This window comes from Morganella morganii, from assembly GCF_019242955.1.
In the GTDB taxonomy this organism is placed as follows: domain Bacteria; phylum Pseudomonadota; class Gammaproteobacteria; order Enterobacterales; family Enterobacteriaceae; genus Morganella; species Morganella sibonii.
Genome location: NZ_CP066129.1, coordinates 934,678 through 955,877, shown reverse-complemented (window position 1 = coordinate 955,877; position 21,200 = coordinate 934,678). Strand labels below are relative to the sequence as shown.

Annotated in this window: 25 protein-coding genes, 1 tRNA gene and 1 pseudogene; 16 read left to right on the top strand and 11 right to left on the bottom strand. The window is 50.5% G+C overall.

Features of this window, described 5'->3' with window-relative positions; all coding sequences use genetic code 11:
- Positions 1-234 precede the first annotated feature (234 nt).
- The 4 genes from rsmE to ruvX all read left to right on the top strand — a co-directional run bounded on the left by rsmE (position 235) and on the right by ruvX (position 2,987).
- Complete coding sequence (gene rsmE / locus JC793_RS04260; RefSeq protein WP_054424789.1) at positions 235-966, top strand: 16S rRNA (uracil(1498)-N(3))-methyltransferase; 732 nt, start codon at positions 235-237, stop codon at positions 964-966.
- Between the two features lie 9 nt (positions 967-975).
- The gene (gene gshB, locus JC793_RS04255; RefSeq protein WP_107679638.1) at positions 976-1,926 is read left to right on the top strand and encodes a glutathione synthase; all 951 of its coding nucleotides are present in this window, start codon (positions 976-978) and stop codon (positions 1,924-1,926) included.
- Between the two features lie 75 nt (positions 1,927-2,001).
- Entirely contained in the window at positions 2,002-2,565 is a 564-nt protein-coding gene (locus JC793_RS04250) for a YqgE/AlgH family protein (RefSeq protein WP_166707159.1), read from the top strand.
- Positions 2,565-2,987, top strand: coding sequence for a Holliday junction resolvase RuvX (gene ruvX / locus JC793_RS04245; protein ID WP_004237826.1), 423 nt, complete (start codon positions 2,565-2,567; stop codon positions 2,985-2,987). Before JC793_RS04250 ends, ruvX begins: the two co-directional genes overlap by 1 nt.
- Positions 2,988-3,017: 30 nt before the next feature.
- On the opposite strand, the gene JC793_RS04240 is transcribed toward ruvX, so the two are convergent.
- Positions 3,018-4,040 carry a type IV pilus twitching motility protein PilT gene (locus JC793_RS04240; RefSeq protein WP_218427594.1) on the bottom strand — a complete coding sequence of 341 codons (1,023 nt, stop codon included), beginning with the start codon at positions 4,038-4,040 and terminating at the stop codon, positions 3,018-3,020.
- 21 nt (positions 4,041-4,061) lie between these two features.
- Here JC793_RS04240 and JC793_RS04235 point away from each other — a divergent pair, with 21 nt between their 5' ends.
- From JC793_RS04235 to hemW, 4 genes are all read left to right on the top strand, one after another.
- Positions 4,062-4,760, top strand: a complete 699-nt coding sequence (locus JC793_RS04235; protein WP_218427592.1) for a YggS family pyridoxal phosphate-dependent enzyme — start codon at positions 4,062-4,064, stop codon at positions 4,758-4,760.
- 80 nt (positions 4,761-4,840) lie between these two features.
- Positions 4,841-5,389 carry a YggT family protein gene (locus JC793_RS04230; protein ID WP_046895179.1) on the top strand — a complete coding sequence of 183 codons (549 nt, stop codon included), beginning with the start codon at positions 4,841-4,843 and terminating at the stop codon, positions 5,387-5,389.
- Between the two features lie 12 nt (positions 5,390-5,401).
- Positions 5,402-5,998: an RdgB/HAM1 family non-canonical purine NTP pyrophosphatase gene (gene rdgB / locus JC793_RS04225; protein ID WP_052926434.1), complete on the top strand. Its 597-nt coding sequence runs from the start codon at positions 5,402-5,404 to the stop codon at positions 5,996-5,998.
- Complete coding sequence (gene hemW, locus JC793_RS04220; protein ID WP_166707155.1) at positions 5,991-7,121, top strand: radical SAM family heme chaperone HemW; 1,131 nt, start codon at positions 5,991-5,993, stop codon at positions 7,119-7,121. The genes rdgB and hemW overlap by 8 nt, the downstream gene beginning before the upstream one ends.
- A gap of 57 nt (positions 7,122-7,178) precedes the next feature.
- On the opposite strand, the gene JC793_RS04215 is transcribed toward hemW, so the two are convergent.
- The 5 genes from JC793_RS04215 to trmB form a co-directional block, all read right to left on the bottom strand.
- Positions 7,179-8,135, bottom strand: coding sequence for a siderophore ABC transporter substrate-binding protein (locus JC793_RS04215; protein WP_054424799.1), 957 nt, complete (start codon positions 8,133-8,135; stop codon positions 7,179-7,181).
- Positions 8,136-8,295: 160 nt separating this feature from the next.
- Entirely contained in the window at positions 8,296-9,024 is a 729-nt protein-coding gene (locus JC793_RS04210; RefSeq protein WP_054424802.1) for a DUF2884 family protein, read from the bottom strand.
- Positions 9,025-9,068: 44 nt separating this feature from the next.
- The gene (glsB, locus tag JC793_RS04205; protein WP_046895174.1) at positions 9,069-9,995 is read right to left on the bottom strand and encodes a glutaminase B; all 927 of its coding nucleotides are present in this window, start codon (positions 9,993-9,995) and stop codon (positions 9,069-9,071) included.
- A gap of 118 nt (positions 9,996-10,113) precedes the next feature.
- Positions 10,114-10,440, bottom strand: coding sequence for a YggL family protein (locus JC793_RS04200; RefSeq protein WP_015422519.1), 327 nt, complete (start codon positions 10,438-10,440; stop codon positions 10,114-10,116).
- Positions 10,440-11,159, bottom strand: a complete 720-nt coding sequence (gene trmB, locus JC793_RS04195; RefSeq protein ID WP_112550321.1) for a tRNA (guanosine(46)-N7)-methyltransferase TrmB — start codon at positions 11,157-11,159, stop codon at positions 10,440-10,442. The genes JC793_RS04200 and trmB overlap by 1 nt, the downstream gene beginning before the upstream one ends.
- Before the next feature lie 228 nt (positions 11,160-11,387).
- Between trmB and mutY the strand changes: the two genes are divergently transcribed.
- The 4 genes from mutY to JC793_RS04175 all read left to right on the top strand — a co-directional run bounded on the left by mutY (position 11,388) and on the right by JC793_RS04175 (position 14,116).
- Positions 11,388-12,425 (top strand): A/G-specific adenine glycosylase, encoded by a 1,038-nt coding sequence (gene mutY / locus JC793_RS04190; RefSeq protein ID WP_218427590.1) that lies wholly within the window; start codon positions 11,388-11,390, stop codon positions 12,423-12,425.
- Positions 12,426-12,449: 24 nt separating this feature from the next.
- The gene (locus tag JC793_RS04185; protein WP_046895172.1) at positions 12,450-12,722 is read left to right on the top strand and encodes an oxidative damage protection protein; all 273 of its coding nucleotides are present in this window, start codon (positions 12,450-12,452) and stop codon (positions 12,720-12,722) included.
- A 67-nt stretch (positions 12,723-12,789) separates the two neighbouring features.
- Positions 12,790-13,866, top strand: coding sequence for a membrane-bound lytic murein transglycosylase MltC (gene mltC / locus JC793_RS04180; protein WP_218427588.1), 1,077 nt, complete (start codon positions 12,790-12,792; stop codon positions 13,864-13,866).
- 174 nt (positions 13,867-14,040) lie between these two features.
- A tRNA-Phe gene (locus JC793_RS04175) sits at positions 14,041-14,116 on the top strand.
- Positions 14,117-14,274: 158 nt separating this feature from the next.
- On the opposite strand, the pseudogene JC793_RS04170 reads toward JC793_RS04175, so the two are convergent.
- The 5 genes and pseudogenes from JC793_RS04170 to JC793_RS04155 form a co-directional block, all read right to left on the bottom strand.
- Positions 14,275-14,481: pseudogene (locus tag JC793_RS04170) on the bottom strand (IS3 family transposase); the annotation flags it as partial.
- Between the two features lie 56 nt (positions 14,482-14,537).
- Positions 14,538-14,870 (bottom strand): DMT family transporter, encoded by a 333-nt coding sequence (locus tag JC793_RS04165; RefSeq protein WP_072125160.1) that lies wholly within the window; start codon positions 14,868-14,870, stop codon positions 14,538-14,540.
- A gap of 85 nt (positions 14,871-14,955) precedes the next feature.
- Positions 14,956-16,257: an HdeD family acid-resistance protein gene (locus JC793_RS04160; RefSeq protein ID WP_218427586.1), complete on the bottom strand. Its 1,302-nt coding sequence runs from the start codon at positions 16,255-16,257 to the stop codon at positions 14,956-14,958.
- Positions 16,258-16,284: 27 nt separating this feature from the next.
- On the bottom strand, positions 16,285-16,695 hold the full coding sequence (locus tag JC793_RS19500; protein ID WP_247717318.1) for a PAS domain-containing protein: 411 nt from the start codon (positions 16,693-16,695) through the stop codon (positions 16,285-16,287).
- Positions 16,696-16,720: 25 nt separating this feature from the next.
- Positions 16,721-17,560 carry an MASE1 domain-containing protein gene (locus JC793_RS04155; RefSeq protein WP_247717317.1) on the bottom strand — a complete coding sequence of 280 codons (840 nt, stop codon included), beginning with the start codon at positions 17,558-17,560 and terminating at the stop codon, positions 16,721-16,723.
- 649 nt (positions 17,561-18,209) lie between these two features.
- Here JC793_RS04155 and JC793_RS04150 point away from each other — a divergent pair.
- The 4 genes from JC793_RS04150 to JC793_RS04135 all read left to right on the top strand — a co-directional run bounded on the left by JC793_RS04150 (position 18,210) and on the right by JC793_RS04135 (position 21,152).
- On the top strand, positions 18,210-18,614 hold the full coding sequence (locus JC793_RS04150) for a DUF4878 domain-containing protein (RefSeq protein WP_218427585.1): 405 nt from the start codon (positions 18,210-18,212) through the stop codon (positions 18,612-18,614).
- Positions 18,614-19,177 carry a YiiX/YebB-like N1pC/P60 family cysteine hydrolase gene (locus tag JC793_RS04145; RefSeq protein WP_218427583.1) on the top strand — a complete coding sequence of 188 codons (564 nt, stop codon included), beginning with the start codon at positions 18,614-18,616 and terminating at the stop codon, positions 19,175-19,177. Before JC793_RS04150 ends, JC793_RS04145 begins: the two co-directional genes overlap by 1 nt.
- 42 nt (positions 19,178-19,219) lie before the next feature.
- On the top strand, positions 19,220-20,137 hold the full coding sequence (rnz, locus tag JC793_RS04140) for a ribonuclease Z (protein ID WP_218427581.1): 918 nt from the start codon (positions 19,220-19,222) through the stop codon (positions 20,135-20,137).
- Positions 20,138-20,228: 91 nt separating this feature from the next.
- A complete protein-coding gene (locus tag JC793_RS04135) occupies positions 20,229-21,152 on the top strand; it encodes a LysR family transcriptional regulator (protein ID WP_046895165.1) in 924 nt (307 codons plus the stop codon).
- Positions 21,153-21,200: the final 48 nt, after the last annotated feature.

Genomic DNA, 21,200 nt, shown 5'->3' with positions numbered 1-21,200 from the left:
CCGCTGCGTTCCCTGTTGCGATATCCGCAGCCTGCCTGACCGCCCCGGGAAAGACACGTTTTTTCCCCTGATTACAGCTGAATTACATTTTTTTTCGGGTCATCACGCAATATTGACAGTCTTTGCGGGCGGTGTTGATCCCGGCTGATGCTTGCAGTGAGATTCCCCCCTCTATTATCATGGGGCAATATATATAAACCGGCGGCGTGCCGGCAGAACGAAAAGGATATTTTCATGCGGATCCCGCGCATTTATCACCCCGGCACTTTAACCCCCGGCATGGTGACTGAACTGACCGATGACGGCGCCAACCATGTTGCCCGTGTGCTCCGGATGAAAACCGGTTACTCCCTGATCCTGTTTAACGGCACCAACCGGATTTTTAATGCCGAAATTGCCGGTATCAGCAAAAAAAGTGTGACTGTCCGTATCGCTGATGAACAGGACGACAACCGTGAATCCCCGCTGGCCATCCACCTCGGACAGGTGATGTCACGCGGTGAAAAAATGGAATTTACCATCCAGAAATCGGTTGAGCTGGGTGTTCAGATTATTACCCCCCTGATCTCTGAGCGCTGTGGTGTTAAACTGGATGGTGAACGGCTGGAGAAAAAACAGCAGCAGTGGCAGAAAATTGCCATCGCCGCCTGCGAGCAGTGCGGACGTAATGTGATTCCGGAGATCCGCCCGGTGCAATCCCTGGAAGCATGGTGTGCGGAAACGGATGATGCACTGAAGATAAATTTACATCCGCGTGCCTCACAAAGTATCAATACACTACCGGCAGAAACCGCTAAAGTGCGGTTACTGATTGGTCCGGAAGGCGGGCTGTCAGCAGAGGAAATCGCGATGACTGCCGGTCATCAGTTTACCGACATATTATTAGGGCCGCGTGTATTACGCACAGAAACTACCGCGCTCACTGCAATCACCGCATTGCAGGTGCGTTTCGGCGATCTGGGTTAAGGAGAAAAAATGATCAAGCTCGGTATTGTGATGGATCCTATCGATTCCATCAAAATCAAAAAAGACACCAGTTTCGCGATGCTGCTCGAAGCACAGCGCCGTGGTTATGAAATCCATTATATGGAAATGAATGACCTCTACCTGCATCAGGGCGTTGCCCGTGCCCGTACCCGCACACTGACAGTAAAAGAAGATCCGGCAGGCTGGTATCAGTTCGGCAGCGAACAGGATATCGCCCTGGGAACGCTGAATGTTATCCTGATGCGCAAAGATCCGCCGTTTGATACTGAATTCATTTACGCCACTTATATTCTGGAGCGGGCGGAAAGCGCCGGTTCCCTGATCGTCAACAAACCACAGAGCCTGCGTGACTGTAACGAAAAACTGTTCACCGCCTGGTTTGCAGACCTGACCCCGGACACCCTTGTTACCCGCAGCGCACAGCGCCTGCGTGAATTCCATCAGAAGCACGGTGATGTGATTTTCAAACCACTCGACGGTATGGGCGGTGCCTCGATTTTCCGTCTGAAACAGGATGATCCTAACGTCGGTGTGATTATCGAAACCCTGACCAATCACGGCCATACTTTCTGCATGGCGCAAAACTTCCTGCCGGCCATTAAAGACGGTGACAAACGTATCCTCGTGGTGGACGGTGAGCCGGTTCCTTACTGCCTGGCCCGGATACCGGCCAAAGGCGAAACGCGCGGTAACCTCGCTGCCGGTGGTCACGGTGAAGTACGGCCGCTGAGCGAAAGCGATTGGGCCATTGCCCGCAGCGTGGCACCGGTCCTCAAAGAAAAAGGTCTGATTTTTGTCGGTCTGGATGTGATCGGCGACCGTCTGACTGAAATCAACGTAACCAGCCCGACCTGTGCCCGCGAAATTGAAGCCGCACACCCGGATGTTTCTGTCACCGGCATGCTGATGGATGCCATTGAAAAACGTCTCGGCCGGTAACAGCAGGCGCTGTGTCCGTACACTCACACCCGCAGACGGTATTATCCGCTCTGCGGGCAGACTGAAAAGAAGGTTATGAACTTACAACATCATATTCTCATTGCCATGCCTTCACTGGATGATCCGTATTTTGCGCGTTCAGTTGTGTATCTGTGTGAACACAATGAAAACGGGGCGATGGGACTGGTGATCAACAAACCCATCGAACAGCTTTCCGTCGGTAAAATTCTGCAGAAACTGAAAATATCGCCGGATATCCGTGATGAAAATCAGTCGCTGGAAAAGCCGGTTCTGGTCGGTGGCCCGGTGTCTGAAGAACACGGTTTCGTGCTGCATTCCGGTGATAAAAAGTATGCCGCCAGCACCCGTCTGACGGATGATCTGTTTCTGACCACGTCGAAAGACGTGCTGGAAACGCTGGGAACCGCAGAGCAGCCGGAGCATTACCTGATGACGCTCGGTTACTCAAGCTGGACAGCCGGTCAGCTGGAGCGGGAAATTATGGAAAACAGCTGGCTGGTGGCTGATGCCAGTCAGCGTCTGCTGTTCCGCACACCGATGCCCGACCGCTGGCGTGAAGCGGCTGCCGGTATCGGCGTCAATATTTACACCATCGCGCAACAGGCCGGACACGCATAATGAGCAGCAATACTGTTATTGCCTTTGACTTCGGCACCAAAAGCATTGGTGTGGCCGTCGGTCAGACCATCACCGGTACCGCCCGCCCGCTGGCTGCACTGAAAGCCCGTGAGGGTATTCCCGACTGGGAACTGATAGCGGCGGTGTTCCGTGAATGGCAGCCGGATTATGTGGTTGTCGGTCTGCCGCTCAATATGGACGGCACGCCGCAGCTGGTAACGAATCAGGCGAAAAAGTTTGCCAACCGCCTGCACGGCCGTTTCGGCATTCGCGCGGAACTCCATGATGAGCGCCTCAGTACGGTGGAAGCCCGCGCTAATTTATTTGCTGACGGCGGTTACCGTGCGCTCGGCAAAGATAAGGTGGACTCCGCCTCTGCCGTGATTATCCTCGAAAGCTGGTTTGAACAGCTTTACGGCTGATTATCCCGCACGCCGGGCGCGCCGTTCTCCTTACCATGCCGGGATCGCGCCCGTTTCTCCGGCAATATCCCCTCTGCTGCGCCGCCATTGCAGGCACTGCTCTTCTGTCATCATCCCGGACTGCGCGCCTGACTGCTGATGGGTGGCTATCTGATACGCTTTATTATCACGGATAAGACTCGCCACCGCCGGGGTATTAATCAGCACATCAAACAATGCACAGCGCCCGCCCCCTTGTTTTGCCACCAGATGCTGACTCAGCACCGCCACCAGACTGCCGGCCAGCTGATTGCACACACGGCTTTTCTCTGCACCGCTGAACGCATCCGTCAGCCGCTCAATCGCCGCAACAGCGCCGCGCGTATGAAGTGTGCTCAGCACCAGATGCCCGGTTTCCGCCGCTGTCAGGGCAAGCCGGATCGCCGCCTCATCCCGCAGTTCCCCCAGCATAATCACATCCGGGTCCTGGCGCAGCGCGGCGGTCAGTCCCTGCTGATAACTTTCACAGTCACGACCGATCTCCCGCTGGCGGATCAGCGACTGCCTGTTGCGGTGACGAAACTCCACCGGATCTTCCAGGGTAATCACATGCCGCCGGAAATGCTGATTGATATAGCTGAGCAGCGCCGCCAGCGTGCTCGACTTTCCGCTTCCCGTCGCGCCGGTAACCAGGATCAGCCCGCTTTGTGTCTTTGACAGCAGTCCGGCAAAAACCGGCGGCGCCAGGATGTCCTCCAGAGAAGGAACAACCGGACTGATCAGCCGCAGTGCAGCGTTCAGTAATCCCCCTGCCATAAAAATATTCGCCCGCAAAGGTTGATCGCGGATAAACAACGCAAGATCGGCCTGCCCTTTTGTCATCAATCTGTGGTAATTTGCCTGGTCGAGGATCGTCTTTACCCAGTCGCGCAGTGCGTCTTCCGTCACCGTCGCACAGTGTGTCTGAGAAAAAAGCTCTCCATCCACCCGTAATACCGGCACCCGGCCAACACAAAGGTGCAGATCGGATGCATTATGCTTTACACTAAGGGCGATTAAATTATCCATATTCATTAGGTTATCTCCCGGATCATCATGAAACCAATAAAAGACAATCTGACAGAAATCAGAGAACGTATAACCGCTGCGGCGCAAAAATGCGGCCGCGATCCACACACAGTGACCTTACTTGCCGTCAGTAAAACCAAACCTGTGAGCGCGCTCGAAGAAGCGATAGCAGCCGGACAAAACCGCTTTGGTGAAAATTATGTGCAGGAAGGTGTTGAGAAAATTCAGTATTTCTCCGGTAACACCAGCCTCGAATGGCATTTTATCGGCCCGTTACAATCGAATAAGAGTCGTCTGGTCGCTGAGCACTTTGACTGGTGCCACACTGTCGACCGGCTGAAAATCGCACAGCGCCTGAGTGACCAGCGCCCGGCAGACAAAGCGCCGCTGAATGTGCTTATCCAGATCAATATCAGTGATGAAAACAGCAAGTCCGGTATTACCCTTGCAGAATTACCGGCACTGGCAGAACAGGTTGCAGCCCTGCCGAACGTCTGCCTGCGCGGGCTGATGGCAATCCCGGCACCGGAAACAGATCCGGAGCGCCAGTGTGCGGTTTTCCGTCAGATGGAAACGACTTTCCGCGAACTGCAGGTTAAATACCCGCAGGCGGATACGTTATCGATGGGTATGACTGACGATATGGACGCTGCCATCACCTGCGGATCGACCATGGTGCGTATCGGTACTGCAATTTTCGGTGCGCGTAACTATTCTGTATCCTGATCATTCTGTATCATGACCTTCCTGTACCTTAGTGCGTTATCACAAACCGGTTAATTTGTTTTCTGTTAAGGATTTCACCGATGCAAACACTGAATTTTGTTGTCACCACGCTCCTGCATGCCTATGCCACGATTTTACTGCTGCGTGTCTGGATGCAATGGGCGCGCGCGGACTTTTATAATCCGTTTGCCCAGTTTGTTGTGAAAGCCACACAGCCGGTTGTCCGTCCGCTGCGCCGTATTATTCCGGCTATCGGCCCGATTGATACGGCCTCGGTGCTGGTGGCCTATGTCGCTGTGCTGCTGAAACTGCTCTTTCCGTGGTTCCTGGCTGGTTTTCAGGGACAGCTCGGCGGGCTGATGCTGTTAGTTGCTTTCTTCAATCTTCTCTATCTTGCAGGGATGACGGTATTCTGGGTGATCCTCGCCCGCGCGCTGCTCAGCTGGTTCAGCCAGGGCCGCAACCCGGTGGATTATGTACTGATGCAGCTGACTGAGCCGCTGATGTCACCGTTCCGCCGTATCATTCCGCCGATGGGCGGCATTGATTTCTCTGCAATGATTGTTATTTTTATTCTTTATGCACTGGGCTATCTCTATAACGATATTGTTCAGTGGATATTTTTATAATCAGGTTCAGATATGACCCGAAAAATTGTTTTAGCTACCGGTAATGCCGGAAAAGTCCGCGAAATGGCCTCACTGCTGGCCGATGCCGGTATGGATGTGGTGGCACAGACGGAACTGGGGGTCGGTTCCGTTGAAGAAACCGGCCTGACATTCGTCGAAAATGCCATTATCAAAGCGCGTCACGCAGCGAAAGTCACCGGTTTACCGGCCATTGCTGATGACTCCGGAATTTCCGTGGATTACCTCGGCGGTGCACCGGGCATCTACTCCGCCCGTTATGCCGGTACTGACGGTAACGACGGTGGCAATATCGTGAAACTGCTGGCTGCCCTTGACGGCGTTCCGGCGGAACAGCGTCAGGCGCACTTCAACTGCGTGCTGGTTTATATGCGTCACGAAAATGATCCGACGCCGATCATCTGCCACGGCCGCTGGGCCGGTGTGATCGCAGAGCAGGCTCAGGGCGAAGGCGGTTTCGGTTATGACCCGGTCTTCTGGTTACCTGAACTGAACAAAACCGCCGCACAACTGCGCCCGGAAGAAAAACAGGCCATGTCTCACCGCGGCAAAGCGCTGGCACTGCTGTCGGAAGCCCTGCGTAATGGGTAAGCTTCCCCCGCTCAGTCTGTATATTCATATTCCGTGGTGTGTTCAGAAGTGCCCTTACTGTGATTTCAACTCTCACGCGCTGAAAGGTGAAGTGCCGCATGATGATTATGTGGCACATCTGCTGGCTGACCTGGATGCCGATCTGCCGCTGGTGGCCGGGCGGGAAATCCGCACTATCTTTATCGGCGGCGGCACCCCCAGCCTGCTGAGTGCGGAAGCCATGCAGACACTGATGGACGGTGTGCGTGCCCGTATCCCTGTCGCGGCAGATGCGGAAGTGACCATGGAGGCCAACCCCGGCACCGTGGAAGCCGATCGTTTCAGCGGCTACCAGAAAGCCGGTATCAACCGTATTTCCATTGGTGTGCAGAGCTTCGGCGATGACAAACTGATCCGCCTCGGGCGTATTCACGATGCCGGAGAAGCTAAACGGGCGGCACGGCTGGCGGCCACACTCGGACTGCGCAGCTTTAACCTCGACCTGATGCACGGGCTGCCGGAACAGCATCTCGGCGAAGCACTCAGCGATTTGCGCCAGGCTATTGAACTCGCGCCGCCGCACCTTTCCTGGTATCAGCTGACGATTGAGCCGAACACCAGTTTCGGCTCCCGCCCGCCGGTACTGCCGGATGATGATCTGCTGTGGGATATTTTTTCTCAGGGTCATCAGTTACTGACACAGGCTGGTTATGTGCAATATGAAACCTCCGCGTATGCCAAACCGGGATTTCAGTGTCAGCATAACCTCAACTACTGGCGTTTCGGGGATTACCTCGGGATCGGCTGTGGTGCGCACGGCAAAATTTCATTTGCTGACGGCCGCATTCTGCGGACAGTCAAAACCAAACATCCGCGCGGATATATGGCCGGACGCTATCTTGATCAGCAAAATGAAGTGGCGGCAGAAGACCGGCCGTTTGAGTTCTTTATGAACCGGTTCCGGTTACTGGAAGCCATGCCGCGCTGTGATTTCACCGATTATACCGGTCTGCCGGAATCCGTGGTTCGCCCGCAGATTGAGGCGGCACTCAACGCCGGAGAGATTTCTGAAACCGAAACCCACTGGCAGATAACCGAACACGGTAAGTTATTCCTCAATACCCTGCTGGAACGGTTTTTATAAAACAAAAAACCCGGCCGCTTTCACGTCCGGGTTTTATTATTCAGATAAATCAGCTAATTACAGCGCGCTTTCCACGGCCTGAACCTGGCGATTCAGACTGTCCAGCCCGCCGCCGGAGAGATACCAGAGATCCGGCTGTAACACGATAATTTTGTCATTTTTGAAAGCATTGGTCTTTTTCACGCCATCGGTTTCAAATGCCGCTTTATCCCACTGCCCTGCGCCGATCGCCGCACTGCGGTCAATCACCAGAATCACGTCCGGATTCAGCTCTGCCACCATTTCCGGCGTTACCAGCGGACGCTTGCCCTTCTCTGCATTCGGGTCAACCGGCACATCAACAGATGCCGCTTTTACGACCTGATAAACAACCGGCTGTTTATTCGGGAATAATTTACCGTCATTGTGCAGCATCACCAGCACTTTTTTACCGGATTTTGCCGCTTTCTCCTGAGCCTGAGCGATGGTTTTATTCAGCGTGGCCAGTTCTTCTGCGGCTTTCTTCTCAATATCATAAAGCTGACCGATCAGAGTAATATTGGCCTCTGCCGCTGCCAGATAATCATCACCGCCGGTGCCGAGGTTGACTGTCGGTGCGATTTTGTTCAGTTCATCAAATGATTTACCCTGACGGCCGGTGATCACAATCAGATCCGGTTTCAGTTCCGCAATTTTTGCCAGATCCGGGGTTTTCATTCCGCCCGCATCAGCAACTTTGCTGTCCACCTGCCCTTTCAGGTATGACGGCAGATTACCCAGCGGCAGTGCGACAACATTATCAGCCAGTCCCAGTTTATTCATGGTGTCGTACACACCAAAATCAAACAGCACCACGCGCGATGGCTTTTGTGCCACTTTTGCGGAGCCGGACTGATGTTCGATGGTCAGTTGCGGGCTTTTATCCGCCGCAACGGCAATATGATTCGGGGTATATTTCGGCGCGGAGTCAGCCAGCGCGGAAGCGGAGGCAAAGCCTAAAAACGGAATTAACACTAACGGAATGATCTTTTTCATGTTCCTGCCTGATTAAATGCGTTTAACGTCGCAGTTCATTCTAGGCAGAAGCGGAAACAAGTCAATCAAATAAGAATCATTATCATAACAATTACTATTTATTTGAACCTGATCGGCTAAAAAAACAGTTACCGGCACATAATGTACCGGTAACCTTATATTACTTAAGGGAATTAACCAGCTGAATACGCTGCTGTTCCAGCGTCGTCACTTTACCGCATACCTGTTTGCTGAACTGTTTAAAATCATCTTCCTGTTCGCGCACAGCCTGCTGTAAGGATTTCTGTAATCCGTCCAGCCCGCTCAGTGCCGCACCGGCAGCGCTTTTATCGCCGGTCAGCCCCGCAAGCAGTTGTTTACGGCCGATTTCATTAATCGCATCCTGGAGCATACCACCGAGACGCTGCTGAATTTGCGCACGTCCGTCCTGCTCCACCTGTTTAATCGCCTGATGATGGAATGCGTAACCATCCGGGCGGGTTTCAATAATCCGGTCAACCTGTTTATTCAGATCTGCTTCCAGGGTTGTCAGATGGCCGCGCAGTTTGCTGTCCTGCCCCATTTCTTTGATCAGCACTTTGTCCACCGCCTGACGGGATTTACCGATCCGGTTCACCGCCTGCTGTTTAATCCACGGCACATCCTGACGCACACCCGACTGATAGCGTTTTGCATCCGCACTTTGTGCGGCGCTGAGTGTCAGGGATTTACCGTCGCGGGTGATCTGCCCGTCAGGGGTGATCTTCATGTCCCCGCTTTTTCCGATCACCTGCACATAGGCCGGTGTGATAACCAAATCATCCTGCGGGGTGACACTGCACTGATAACCTTCCGCAGATGCCAGCGATGCGGCACCCAGACTCAGAACGGCAATCCATTTACGTAACATAAACACTCCTGATTCTCAGACAGAGGGCGCTGAACCCGGCGGGTTCAGAAAATAGAACGCCCGATTTTTGCAGATAACATTTCTAAGGCAGCGCAACCGGCCAAAGAGTTCCCTGAATCATCCAGTTCCGGTGACCAGACCACCACAGAGAACTCATTCGGTACCACACACACAATCCCGCCGCCGACCCCGGATTTGCCGGGCATACCTATCCGGTAAGCAAACTCTCCCGAGCCGTCGTACATACCGCAGGTCAGCATCAGGGCGTTTATCTGCCGTGACTGTAACGGCGTGATCACCGGCTCGCGGCCGCCCAGCGGCACACCGCCGTTGGCCAGATAAGCAAAACAGGTTGCCAGTTCAGCACAGTTCATTGAGAGTGCGCAATAGTGAAAATAGTTCTCCAGCACAGTCAGTACATTATTCTCAAAATTGCCGAAGGATTTCATCAGAAAAGCGATAGCCGCATTGCGGCTGCCGTGCTCCAGTTCAGAGCGTGCCACCTGCAAATCATAGGTAATATCATGACTGCCGGTCAGTTTACGGACAAACTCCAGCATCCGCTGGCGCGGCGCGCTGAGGCGTGACTGCAGCATATCCGCGATAATAATCGCCCCTGCATTAATAAAGGGATTGCGCGGAATGCCTTTTTCCATCTCCAGTAAAACCAGCGAGTTAAACGGCAGGCCGGACGGCTCTTTTCCGACCCGCGACCAAATCTCGGATTCTTTATAACGCGTCATCGCGAGTGTCAGACTAAGCACTTTGGAAATGGACTGCACTGAAAAACGCTGATATGCATCGCCGGCGGAAAAAATCTCCCCGTCCACGGTACAGACCGCTATTCCCAGCCGGTCCGGAGAGACTTCTGCCAGCGCCGGAATATAATCCGCCACTTTACCGGAGCCAATCAGCGGCCGGACACGGTGTAAGATATCGTCCAGCAGTTCATTACTAAAGTGTGTGGTCAACGTTGTTACTCCAAAACGTTACTCCAAAACACGACGCCCGGAAACCCGGATGCCGGAGAGAGATAAGGGCACCTGAACGGGTGCCCTTATTAATAATTAGCGTGGTAAATAATTAATCTCAGTCCCACCAGATGTCGAACAGTTCAGACATCTGAATGTTCTGCATTCCTTTGGCTTTCAGCCAGTCACCCACCAGCTTGCGGTGCTCATCGGTACATTCACCGATTTTCTGTAAGCAGACCATCGCTTCCCAGCTAAGGTAACCGCTGGCATCAAGCGCCAGGCCGTTCGGCTCAATCACTTCCTCAACCAGCTGATCAACCGTACGGTCAATAGTGTCCACATCAGTGCCTTCCGGGAAATCCCATTTGAAGGAAAAACCGAGTTCGCGGAACTCATCAATACGCATTTTTTTCCGTAAACGACGACTACGTTGTGTTGCCATTATTCCATCCTCTCAAACATCAGATCCCAGACGCCATGGCCTAAGCGATGGCCGCGTTTTTCAAACTTCGTGACCGGCCGGGTATCCGGACGCGGTACATAATCCTGTGTGGCTGACAGATTACGGTAACCCGGTGCCTGAGTCATTACCTCAAGCATGTGCTCCGCATACGGCTGCCAGTCTGTCGCCATATGGAAGATACCGCCCTGCGCCAGTTTTGTCCGTAATTTTTCCGCAAACGGCAGCTGAACAATACGCCGCTTATTGTGACGGGCCTTATGCCACGGATCGGGGAAAAACAGCTGCACCATATGCAGGCTGTTATCCGGGATCATTTTATCCAGTACTTCGATGGCATCATGGCACATGACCCGCAGATTCGTCACCCCGGCCTCCTGTGCATCTGCCAGACAGGCACCGACACCCGGGGCATGAACTTCAATTCCCAGATAATTTTTATCCGGATTCTGTTTTGCCATCTCCACCAGAGAGGTGCCCATGCCGAAGCCGATTTCCAGTGTGACCGGCGCATCACGCCCGAACAGCGCGGTAAAATCCAGCCGTTCCGGGATAAAATCCACACCCGCTGACGGCCACAGGTCAGTCAGGGCATCTTCCTGACGTTTGGTCAGCCGTCCCTGACGCCGCACAAAACTGCGGACGCGGCGCATGGCTCTGCCGTCTTCATTAAATTCCGGCGAAATTACATTGTTGATCATAAGGTTTGCTGTCAGTATCCCGGCAAAAATAAATCATAATGTGTCCGGCACAACGGGCTGCGCTGCGCTGACACACGCAAAGTGCGGCAAGTTTAGCAAGAGACAACCGACTTCGCACCGGTTAATCATCCCCTTTCGCACAATTTCAGGTAAAAGTTGGTTTACAGTCGCAAAACAGTGTGCTGGAATTCCCGTCAATTAAAACTATTCAATTATTATTTTATTCTCATGGAAGCACAGCAATTTTCGCAATCCGTTCTGACGTGGTATCACCGTTACGGCAGAAAAAACCTGCCCTGGCAGCAGGAGAAAACGTCTTACCATGTCTGGCTCTCTGAAGTGATGTTGCAGCAGACTCAGGTGGCAACGGTTATTCCTTATTTTAACCGCTTTATTGAACGGTTTCCGGCCGTGACCGATCTGGCCGCCGCGCCGCTGGATGAAGTCCTGCATTTATGGACCGGGCTCGGCTATTACGCCCGCGCCCGCAATCTGCACAAAGCAGCGCAGACAATTGCCTCTGAGTTTGGCGGACAGTTTCCGGTCACGTTTGAGGATGTGGTTGCCCTGCCCGGTGTCGGACGTTCAACCGCAGGTGCAATTCTGTCACTTTCTCAGAATCAGCATTTCCCGATTCTGGACGGCAATGTCAAACGGGTGCTGGCACGCTGTTATGCAATCAGCGGCTGGCCGGGTAAAAAAGAGGTGGAAAACCGCCTCTGGAAAATTGCGGAAGAAGTCACACCCGCGGACGGCGTACAGTATTTTAATCAGGCGATGATGGATCTGGGGGCGATGGTCTGCACGCGCAGCAAACCCAAGTGTGATTTGTGTCCGCTGCAATCCGGCTGTGTCGCGTATGCAGAACACAATCCGTCAGCCTATCCCGGCAAAAAACCGAAACAATCTATTCCGGAAAAAACAGCTTACTTTCTTATCATTCAGCATGATAATGAAATCTGGCTGGAAAAACGGCCGGCGAAAGGGATCTGGGGCGGATTGTACAGTTTTCCGCAGTTTGAAACGGAAGATGCGATGCACAACTGGCTGGCACAGCGCCGTATCAGTCACTCGCCCTTACAGCAGCTGATTGCCTTCCGTCACACATTCAGCCATTTTCATCTGGATATTGTGCCCGTGGCTGCAAACGTCACTGATCGCACAGCAGTCCATGACGACAGCGACGGGATTTGGTATAACAGCCAAAATCCGCCGGCGATCGGCCTGGCCGCCCCGGTGGAAACCTTGCTTAAGCAAATCGGGTAAAGCCCCTATTTTTGAGGATGTTACATGAGCAGAACAATTTTTTGCACCTTTCTTCAGCGTGATGCCGACGGCCAGGATTTCCAGCTTTATCCGGGTGAATTAGGCAAACGTATTTTTAATGAAATTTCCAAAGAAGCCTGGCAGCAGTGGATGTCCAAGCAGACCATGCTGATCAACGAGAAAAAACTCAGCACCATGAACCCGGATGATCGCAAACTGCTCGAACAGGAGATGATCAAATTCCTGTTCGAAGGCCACGATATCCATATTGAAGGCTATACTCCGCCTGAAAAATAATCCTGTCATCAGAGCCTTTTTCCGGCTCTGATGTTGTATCTGTTCCCGGCTGCCCGTATTTATACCCATGAAAAAACTTGCTGCACTGATCATTATTGCGCCGCTGCTGGTTTCCTGCAGCGGTTCACAGAAACAGACGGATTACCGTCTTGAATATGTTAAGGATACCAACGGATTTGATATTCTGATGGGCCAGTTTGCCCATAACATTGAAAATATCTGGGGTATGAAAGAGGTTCTGATCGCCGGTCCGAAAGATTACGTCAAATACACCGATCAGTACTACACCCGATCCCATATCAACTTTGATGCCGGTACCGTTACGATTGAAACTCTGGCGGGTGTTGAACCGGAAGCTCATCTGCGTCAGGCGATTATCAATACCCTGCTGATGGGGGAAGATCCGGGGTCGGTTGACCTCTATTCGGATGCCAACGATGTCACCATCAGTAAGGAGCCGTTCCTGTTTGGTCAGGTACTGGATAATACCGGGCAGCCGATCCGCTGGGAATGGCGCGCCACCAAATTTGCGGATTACCTCGTCACCAACCGCCTGCAGCGCCGCCAGTCCGGCTCACAGATGATTACCTACATCACGCTGAAACTGGTACCGAACCACCTGGATCAGCGCGCTCATAAATACCTGCCGCTTATCCGTCAGGCATCGGCCAAATACGGCGTGGAAGAGTCGCTGATCCTCGCGATTATGCAGACAGAATCCAGCTTTAACCCGTATGCGGTCAGCCGCTCAGATGCACTGGGGCTGATGCAGATTATGCCGAACACGGCCGGGCGGGATGTATTTAAGTCACAGGGCCGTTCCGGTGTGCCAAGCCGCAGCTATCTGTTTGACCCGGCAAGTAATATCGACACAGGGACCGCATACCTGGCGATTCTGCAGAATATGTATCTTGGTGAGATCAGCAACCCGACCTCACGACGCTATGCGGTTATTACGGCCTATAACGGTGGTGCGGGCAGTGTGCTGCGTGTCTTCCACAGTGATAAGAAACAGGCCGCCCGCATTATCAGCGGTATGGAACCGGGTAAAGTATATGAAACCCTGACGACGAAACACCCGTCCGGAGAATCCCGTAATTACCTGCGTAAAGTCAACGACCTGCAAAAAGGCTACCGCCGTTAAGTTTTCCGGCGGACAGCATCTGCAATTGTCCGCCGGTAATTTTACGTGTTATGACGTAAAAACGGATATCACTGATTAAAATTTCAGTAAATTGCAGAAAAAACCGGCACTTGATTAAATTTGAGGGAAATAATATTGACGCCCTGAACGGAATCGGGTTTAATACGCCTCGTTGCCCGGATAGCTCAGTCGGTAGAGCAGGGGATTGAAAATCCCCGTGTCCTTGGTTCGATTCCGAGTCCGGGCACCACTAATTAAAGAAACCAGCCTTCGGGCTGGTTTTTTGCTTTCCGGGGTTCCGGCAGAAGATATCTGATCATTCTGACTACAGATGTTGCTGCTTTACCTCCTGATTCCCCCCCCCTGACATCTGCCTTTAGCGACACCCTGCTCTTCCGGTCACTGTGCCAACCAGTAAATACGGTGGATACTTTTGTGATTCAGCGGATATCCCTGCCGCCGCAGAACCCGGAAAAGTTTCGGAAAACCCTATCGCGGATACCGCTCTGTCATCGCCTGCAACGCAACAATAATAGGTTCATCACACGTAGTATCCGGACGATAATGGTAAACTATTCTGCTCAGATTCAGACTCCTGCAGGCCTGACGGATACTGAAGAGGTCAATATCGGATAATGACAGACAGCCCTGTAATTCAGGGCTACCAGAACTCAATGAGTAATTGATTTAGAGAATAACTGGATAATAATAATGCCCAGTGCAATACATCCCAGACCAATTAATGCCGGAAAATCAAGTTTTTGTTTATAAATAAAAAATGACAGGGCTGAAACAAGAAATATCCCTGCTCCGGCCCATATCGCATAGGCGATACCAATATTCATACTTTTGACAACTTGCGATAAACCATAAAAAGAAATAGCGTACCCGATTATTACAATAATGCTGGGTACTAACTTTGTGAATCCATGAGACGCCTTCATCATGGTTGTCGCTGTTGTTTCAGCGATAATAGACACCATTAAGATTGCGTATACTTTCAGCATAAAAACCTCTTTAACTTATCCGGCAAATATCTCAGAAAATGACTCTTTCGCTCGTTTCTTTGGATTTTAATTACTATTAAACTCAACGCCTTAGCAAGCGTTTATACCAGGGAACCGGAACCGGATGTACAATAGCACGTAAAGCACGTGCATAATCCATAATTAATCCGGGGGTCCATGCCATCATCAGAGCACGCCGGCGAATTTGAGCGGCAATCCACAACTCCGGCATACAAAGTACACTTAAAACGCCCATAAAATAACTTCTTTTTTGTATGGACAAAACGCCATCTAATGCGGCTTCCAGCGCATATGCAACACTACTGGAACAGTTCTGGTATGTCAGGTTATAAACAGGATGCCGGCGATATTTTTCCCAAAAATTCAGCAAAGAAGCATGATTATAAATATTAAAAACAATCTGTCTGTCAGATTCACACCACTCGGATGCTTCAGTTTGATAATCGGGTAAAAACCTTCCGGGAACATTATTATCAGCAGTTGCTTTTAATAACCTGAAAAACTCTGACGGAGAACGATCAATATCTTCTTCCGGGTATAAACTGATATAGAGATGCGGACGGAGCTCCAGTGATGCATGTCCTGTAGAGATAACCCCCTCAGAATCAACCGCCGCAATATAACGGTTAATAATCGGACGTGGCACAGGACGCTGGTTTGCTGAGCCTTCGGGTGTCCAGATATGAACAGTTAAAACAGCACCTTGCCCTGCTGTTGCATTTAAAGACGGTAATTGTGCCGTATCCGTTATTGGCAGAGCTATTCCTTTCTTCTTAAACGATACCGGTGAAGGTCTCATCAATTCAAATACGGATGTTCCCCGCTGAATATGACGAGCCCGGAATGCTATCTTCAGGCATCCGAAACCACTCCCTGTCATTAAAAATCCGATAAAAAAGGAAATGGTCGCCTGGTGATGGGTAAACAGAAAAAAGGCAAACAGAATTTCTGTTCCCCCCCATAACAGGATTAATTTCCATCCCGGAAAACGAATAATCCAGGCTGATGCAACAACAAATAACCCGGTAACGAAAAAAATAAAACCAAACATTGCCGATAGTAATACATTACTATATGTCTGATTAATTAAGATAACCAATGCACAGAATAAAAACAGACCGCCTTTAAAGAAAAGTATCGTTTTTTGTGTCCCTATACTGCCTGAAGCGACACATAATGTAATCAGACTTTCAAGTAATAATAAAAAGCCAAACAAATGTATCGGGAAAAAAAGAATACCATCAAGACCATCAATAAAAATAAATATACCCATCAAACCCCAGAGGAGGCCCAGCCCCCAGAGGTAATGAGCTTTCCCTCTGATAAATTCGGCACCGAAGAGTAATAATGTAATCTGTAGCATTACCTGTCCTTTATTACCATATCAATATCAGGAAATTTCACCTAAAACAAACCAGTTCCCGACAATCGTTACCGGATCATTATTACTGAAAATAACACTCCCGCGATCTTCTATATTCCACCAACGGCCTTCCTTATCTTTTATACTAAAGGTTATCCCCGGAAGAGTGGTATTTGCCTGCTTTTGTTCCCAATGCCGAGCGAGCTTTTCACGATCGTCAGGATGAACAGATGCCATAATCTGATTTATGTCAGAAAGAGCTGTGAAATCAGTTTGTTGAAATAAACCATCTGTATTTCCCCATTCGATAACACCATTATCCAGATTAAGTTGATATACCAGATGCTGTGGTTTATAAACCCCTTGAGTGTTATCAATTCGATGAGTACTTCGGGTCACAACCCGTAAAAAAACCATTAATAACGATATTAATGTCAAATATCCCTGTATCAGCCACAGTGATTCATGACGAAACAAACCATGAAGATAAAAAGGTCCCTGCTTGCTGCGGGTGTAATAGATTGTAATCGTCGCAAGTATTAACAATGCTATTGATCCCCCCCCGGTTTCCCCACAGCACAGACAGCATAACAGCAAGTAAAACCGGGATGCAGAGTAACGATAATTTGGCAATATTGCGTTGCTGATGAAAATAGGAATGGTATATCTGTATCGCAGTGTCATTGAATATCAATATAGTGCTGGTAATAAGAAGAAACAAAATAGCACTACCCCAAATTATATTAACTTTAAGGGAGGGAGCCATCCATTTGAAACGGGTGTTAATTAACCCCATAATTACCGTTGTTGCAAAGATATTACCGGTAATATCAGCAATAAATCCATCCCAGAATATATCTTTAAGTGATGTATTATCAAACCAATACATATGGACAGAAAATAAAACTGCATCAGCAAAGCTGACAATTATTGTTGCTGATAGCCATAACAATATTATTTGCAGGTCATCTCCCTTCCGGGCATACCTGCGGACAATCCAGGCAATAACAATACAAGAAAGTACAGCCAGAACAGCGTATATAAGTGAAAGGGTAAATTCCTCACTATCAAAGCCATTCAGTACCATGTTTAACACGATGAAGCCAATTAGCAGCAGCAGCCATTGGCGTTTGTGCATACATAAAAAAGCAGTTGTTGCGACTCCGGCAGGAAACCAGACAACAGATATATCAGAATTTTCAGGTGTAAGTATTTCAGAGATTTCACCTGTCACGTAATAAAGTAATAACCATCCTATTATTACGATTAATGTGGTTTTGTTTGATAACAAGGATGTTTTCATAGTTTATTTTAGATTGTGTATCATAATGATATGTCTGACCTTATCTTTACATAAGAAGATCAGTATTATTTTCCTTTTCGGAAAATATCAAAATTGTATCTTTAAGTATAGTCATGATACTGAATTTATCTCATTTTCAGTTTTCCGCAGCGGAACATCCCCCCGGTTTCGATATCCCCCGGCCTTTATCATTATCAGCAGTCTGATCTTGCTATTCAGCACCTCTGCATTACCATTCGGGACCCGGGTTACCAGAAAGCACTCTCCTTATTGATAACCTTAAAAACAGGGAATGCAGATTTATTAAATCTCTCTCATGGTTATAATATCCCCATTAAACAACGCATTTATTTCACAGAAATACACAACCAAACAGTCTCTGGTTTTATATTAAAGATACACAGCAAATCACATTAACATATCTAATGTTACCAACACTCAGTTACGCATTGAATGATGATCTTTCCTGCTCAATTCATTGAATTATTTCACTAAAAATCAACAAAAACAATATGATGGAAATGCCATTTTTCCCTGAATCCGGTGTCATCGTTATATACAGGATTGCCAAGCCGACGGATGTCCGTATACTTCCGGTATTCTCATCAGAAAATAATAAAAACCACTGTTATCTCTTAAAGGAAAAACTATGTTTAAAAAAATCGCCCTCTCCCTGATGCTGCTGGCCGGCAGTATGATGCTGACAGCCTGCGGCAGTGATTCCCCGGAAGATGTTGTTAAACAGTTCTACAGTGCCGTCGAGAAAAAAGATGCGGATAAAGCCTATGATCTGCTCGCCATCCCGGAAAAAGATAAACAGAAAAATGAGATGGAAATCAAAGGCAAAGTGCAGATGATTGTCGGCGATATGGCGCGCCGTATTGAAGGTAACGGCGGCGTGGAAAGCACCGAAGTGAAATCCGTGGATATTGATGAAAGCAAAAAACGCGCAACCGTGATCCTGACTGTGAATTTCAAAGACGGTAAACAGAAAGATGAGCGTTTCCTGCTGACACAGGAAGACGGCGGCGACTGGAAAATTATCCTGCGCTGATGAAAGCCACACTCCGCGCCGGGCTGCTGTTTCCGGCGCTGCTGATGACCGCACTGCCGTTATCTGCGGCAGTGCCCCCGGCCGGTATTCAGAGCGGTGACCTGATTTTCCGTGACGGCGGCGAAGCCATCAGTGAGATTGTCAGAAGTATTGACAGCAGCGGATTCAGCCATGTCGGTGTTGTTGATATCACACCGGAAGGCACCTATGTGATCCATGCCACACCACAGGAGCACCCCGGCGGCATCAGCGGTGTGAATCGTGACCCGCTTGATTTCTTTATTCAGCATGCCAAAAACGGACAGGTGACCTGGTATGCCGTACAGGCAGACAGTGAAAACCACCGGCGCGCACGTGATTATGCTCTTGCGCGTCTGGGCACCCCTTTCAGTATCAACCCGCAGGACGGTTTGTACTGCACGCAACTGGCGGCAGACGCCTGGCAGGCAACCGGAGTCACTATCATCACCGGAAAAACCCGTCTGAGTTTACCGCTGGCTGAAGAACCGTTAATCTTACCGGAAAATATGACCCGCTCGCCGCAACTTCGCCGTATTCCGTAATACCGGCCTCTGTCCGGCAGCAACTGCAATACAGGGAACAACATGGAGTTAATTTTTCTGGGCACCGGTGCCGGTGTTCCGTCGAATGACCGCAACGTCAGCAGCCTGGTACTGGATCTCAAATCATTACAGCGCGGTCTGTGGATGTTTGACTGCGGCGAAGGCACTCAGCATCAGATTCTGAAAAGTCCGGTCAAAATCCCGAAACTGGAAAAAATCTTTATCACCCATCTGCACGGTGACCATATTTTCGGTCTTCCCGGTCTGTTATGCAGCCGCTCTATGGGCGGATGTGAGGAACCACTTACTCTCTTTGGTCCGCAAGGGCTGGCGCAGTTTGTTGAAACCGCTCTGACACTCAGCGGCTCATATCTGACCTTTCCGCTGGAGATTATTGAGATAGATGAAGAAGGCGTGATTTATGATGACGGGCAACTGAAAGTCAGCGCTTACTCACTTGAGCACCCGGTAGTCAGCTACGGCTATCGCATTGAGGAATACGATAAACCCGGCGCGCTGGATGCACAGCGTCTGAAAGCCGAAGGCGTCTCCGGCGGTCCGTGGATGCAGACACTGAAACAGGGCGGCGAAGTGACACTGGACGATGGCCGGGTGATCTGCGGGGCAGATTACCTCGGTAAACCGCAGCGCGGACGCCATCTGGTGATTTTCGGGGACACCGCGCCGTGCGAAAATGCACTGAAGCTGGCACAAGGTGCTGATGTAATTGTTCTGGAAGCCACGCTTGACGGCACCATGTCTGAAAAAGCCAACAGCCGCGGGCACTCTTCCACCGTGCAGACTGCGACGCTGGCGCGGGATGCGGGGGTCGGCACGCTGATCGCCACCCATTTCAGCGGACGCTACAATGAAGAAGATTGTGAGCGTTTACTTCGCGGGTGTCAGGCGATCTTCCCGGCTACCGTGTTTGCCTTTGACCATATGGTGTACCCGCTTTAACTCTTGTGTCTCCGGCGTGATTATCACTGTTACACAGATTTTGATATAGTGGATGCTGTTCATTATTTCATTCACTGCCGGAGGTTTTACTATGCTGCCCGCCCACGAGTACGCCAATGATCTGATTTTATTTGCGCTGATTGTGGATTGCGGCTCCTTCAGTAAAGCGGCGGAAATGGCCGGTGTTACCGGCTCCGTGCTCAGTAAGCGGATCGGGCGGCTGGAAAAAGCGCTCGGTGCCCGCCTCCTGTACCGCACCACCCGCAGCCTCTCTGTCACAGAAAACGGTCGTGTGCTGTATCAGCACGCAAAATCCCTCACCGGCCAGGTGCACAGCGCATTACAGGCGGTCAGTGCCAACAGTGATGAACTGACCGGGCTTATCCGTATGTCAGTACCCACTATCTCCGGAGAGCTTGTTCTCAGTGACAGTGTGGCGGAATTCTGCGAAAAATACCCGAATGTGAAAGTGGAAATGCACCTGGAAAACCGGTTTGTTGACCTGGTCAACGAAGGGATCGATCTGGCCATCCGTACCGGTATGATGGGGGACTCCAGCCTGATAGCCCGTCCGCTGATTGATTCTCACTGGGTGATCCTCGCCTCCCCCCGTTATCTGGAAAAACACCCCGCCCCGCAGAACCCGGAAGATTTACTGACACACAACTGCCTGACTTACACCTATCAGCAGAGCGGCACCTCAAACTGGCTGATGCGCCGTCCGGATACCGGTGAAATCTATGAATTACAGGTGAGCGGCAATATCGCCTTCAATAACGCCCGCGCCATCCGCAAAGCACTGCTCAGCGGCCACGGTATCGCTATGGTGCCGCGCTGTATGGTGCATGAGGATCTGGAGGCCGGATTGCTGACCGAAGTCCTGCCGGGTTACAGCGGCAAAAAACTCGGCGTGTATGCGGTTTATCCTTATACCCGTCATCTGCCGGTGAAAATCCGTCTGCTGATCGACCATATTCAGCAGTCATATCAGGCAATCCGCCCTTATTTCGGCTGATATATTCAGAATTGTTATCTGTTTATGGCTCCGGATTAGTCGATTTTT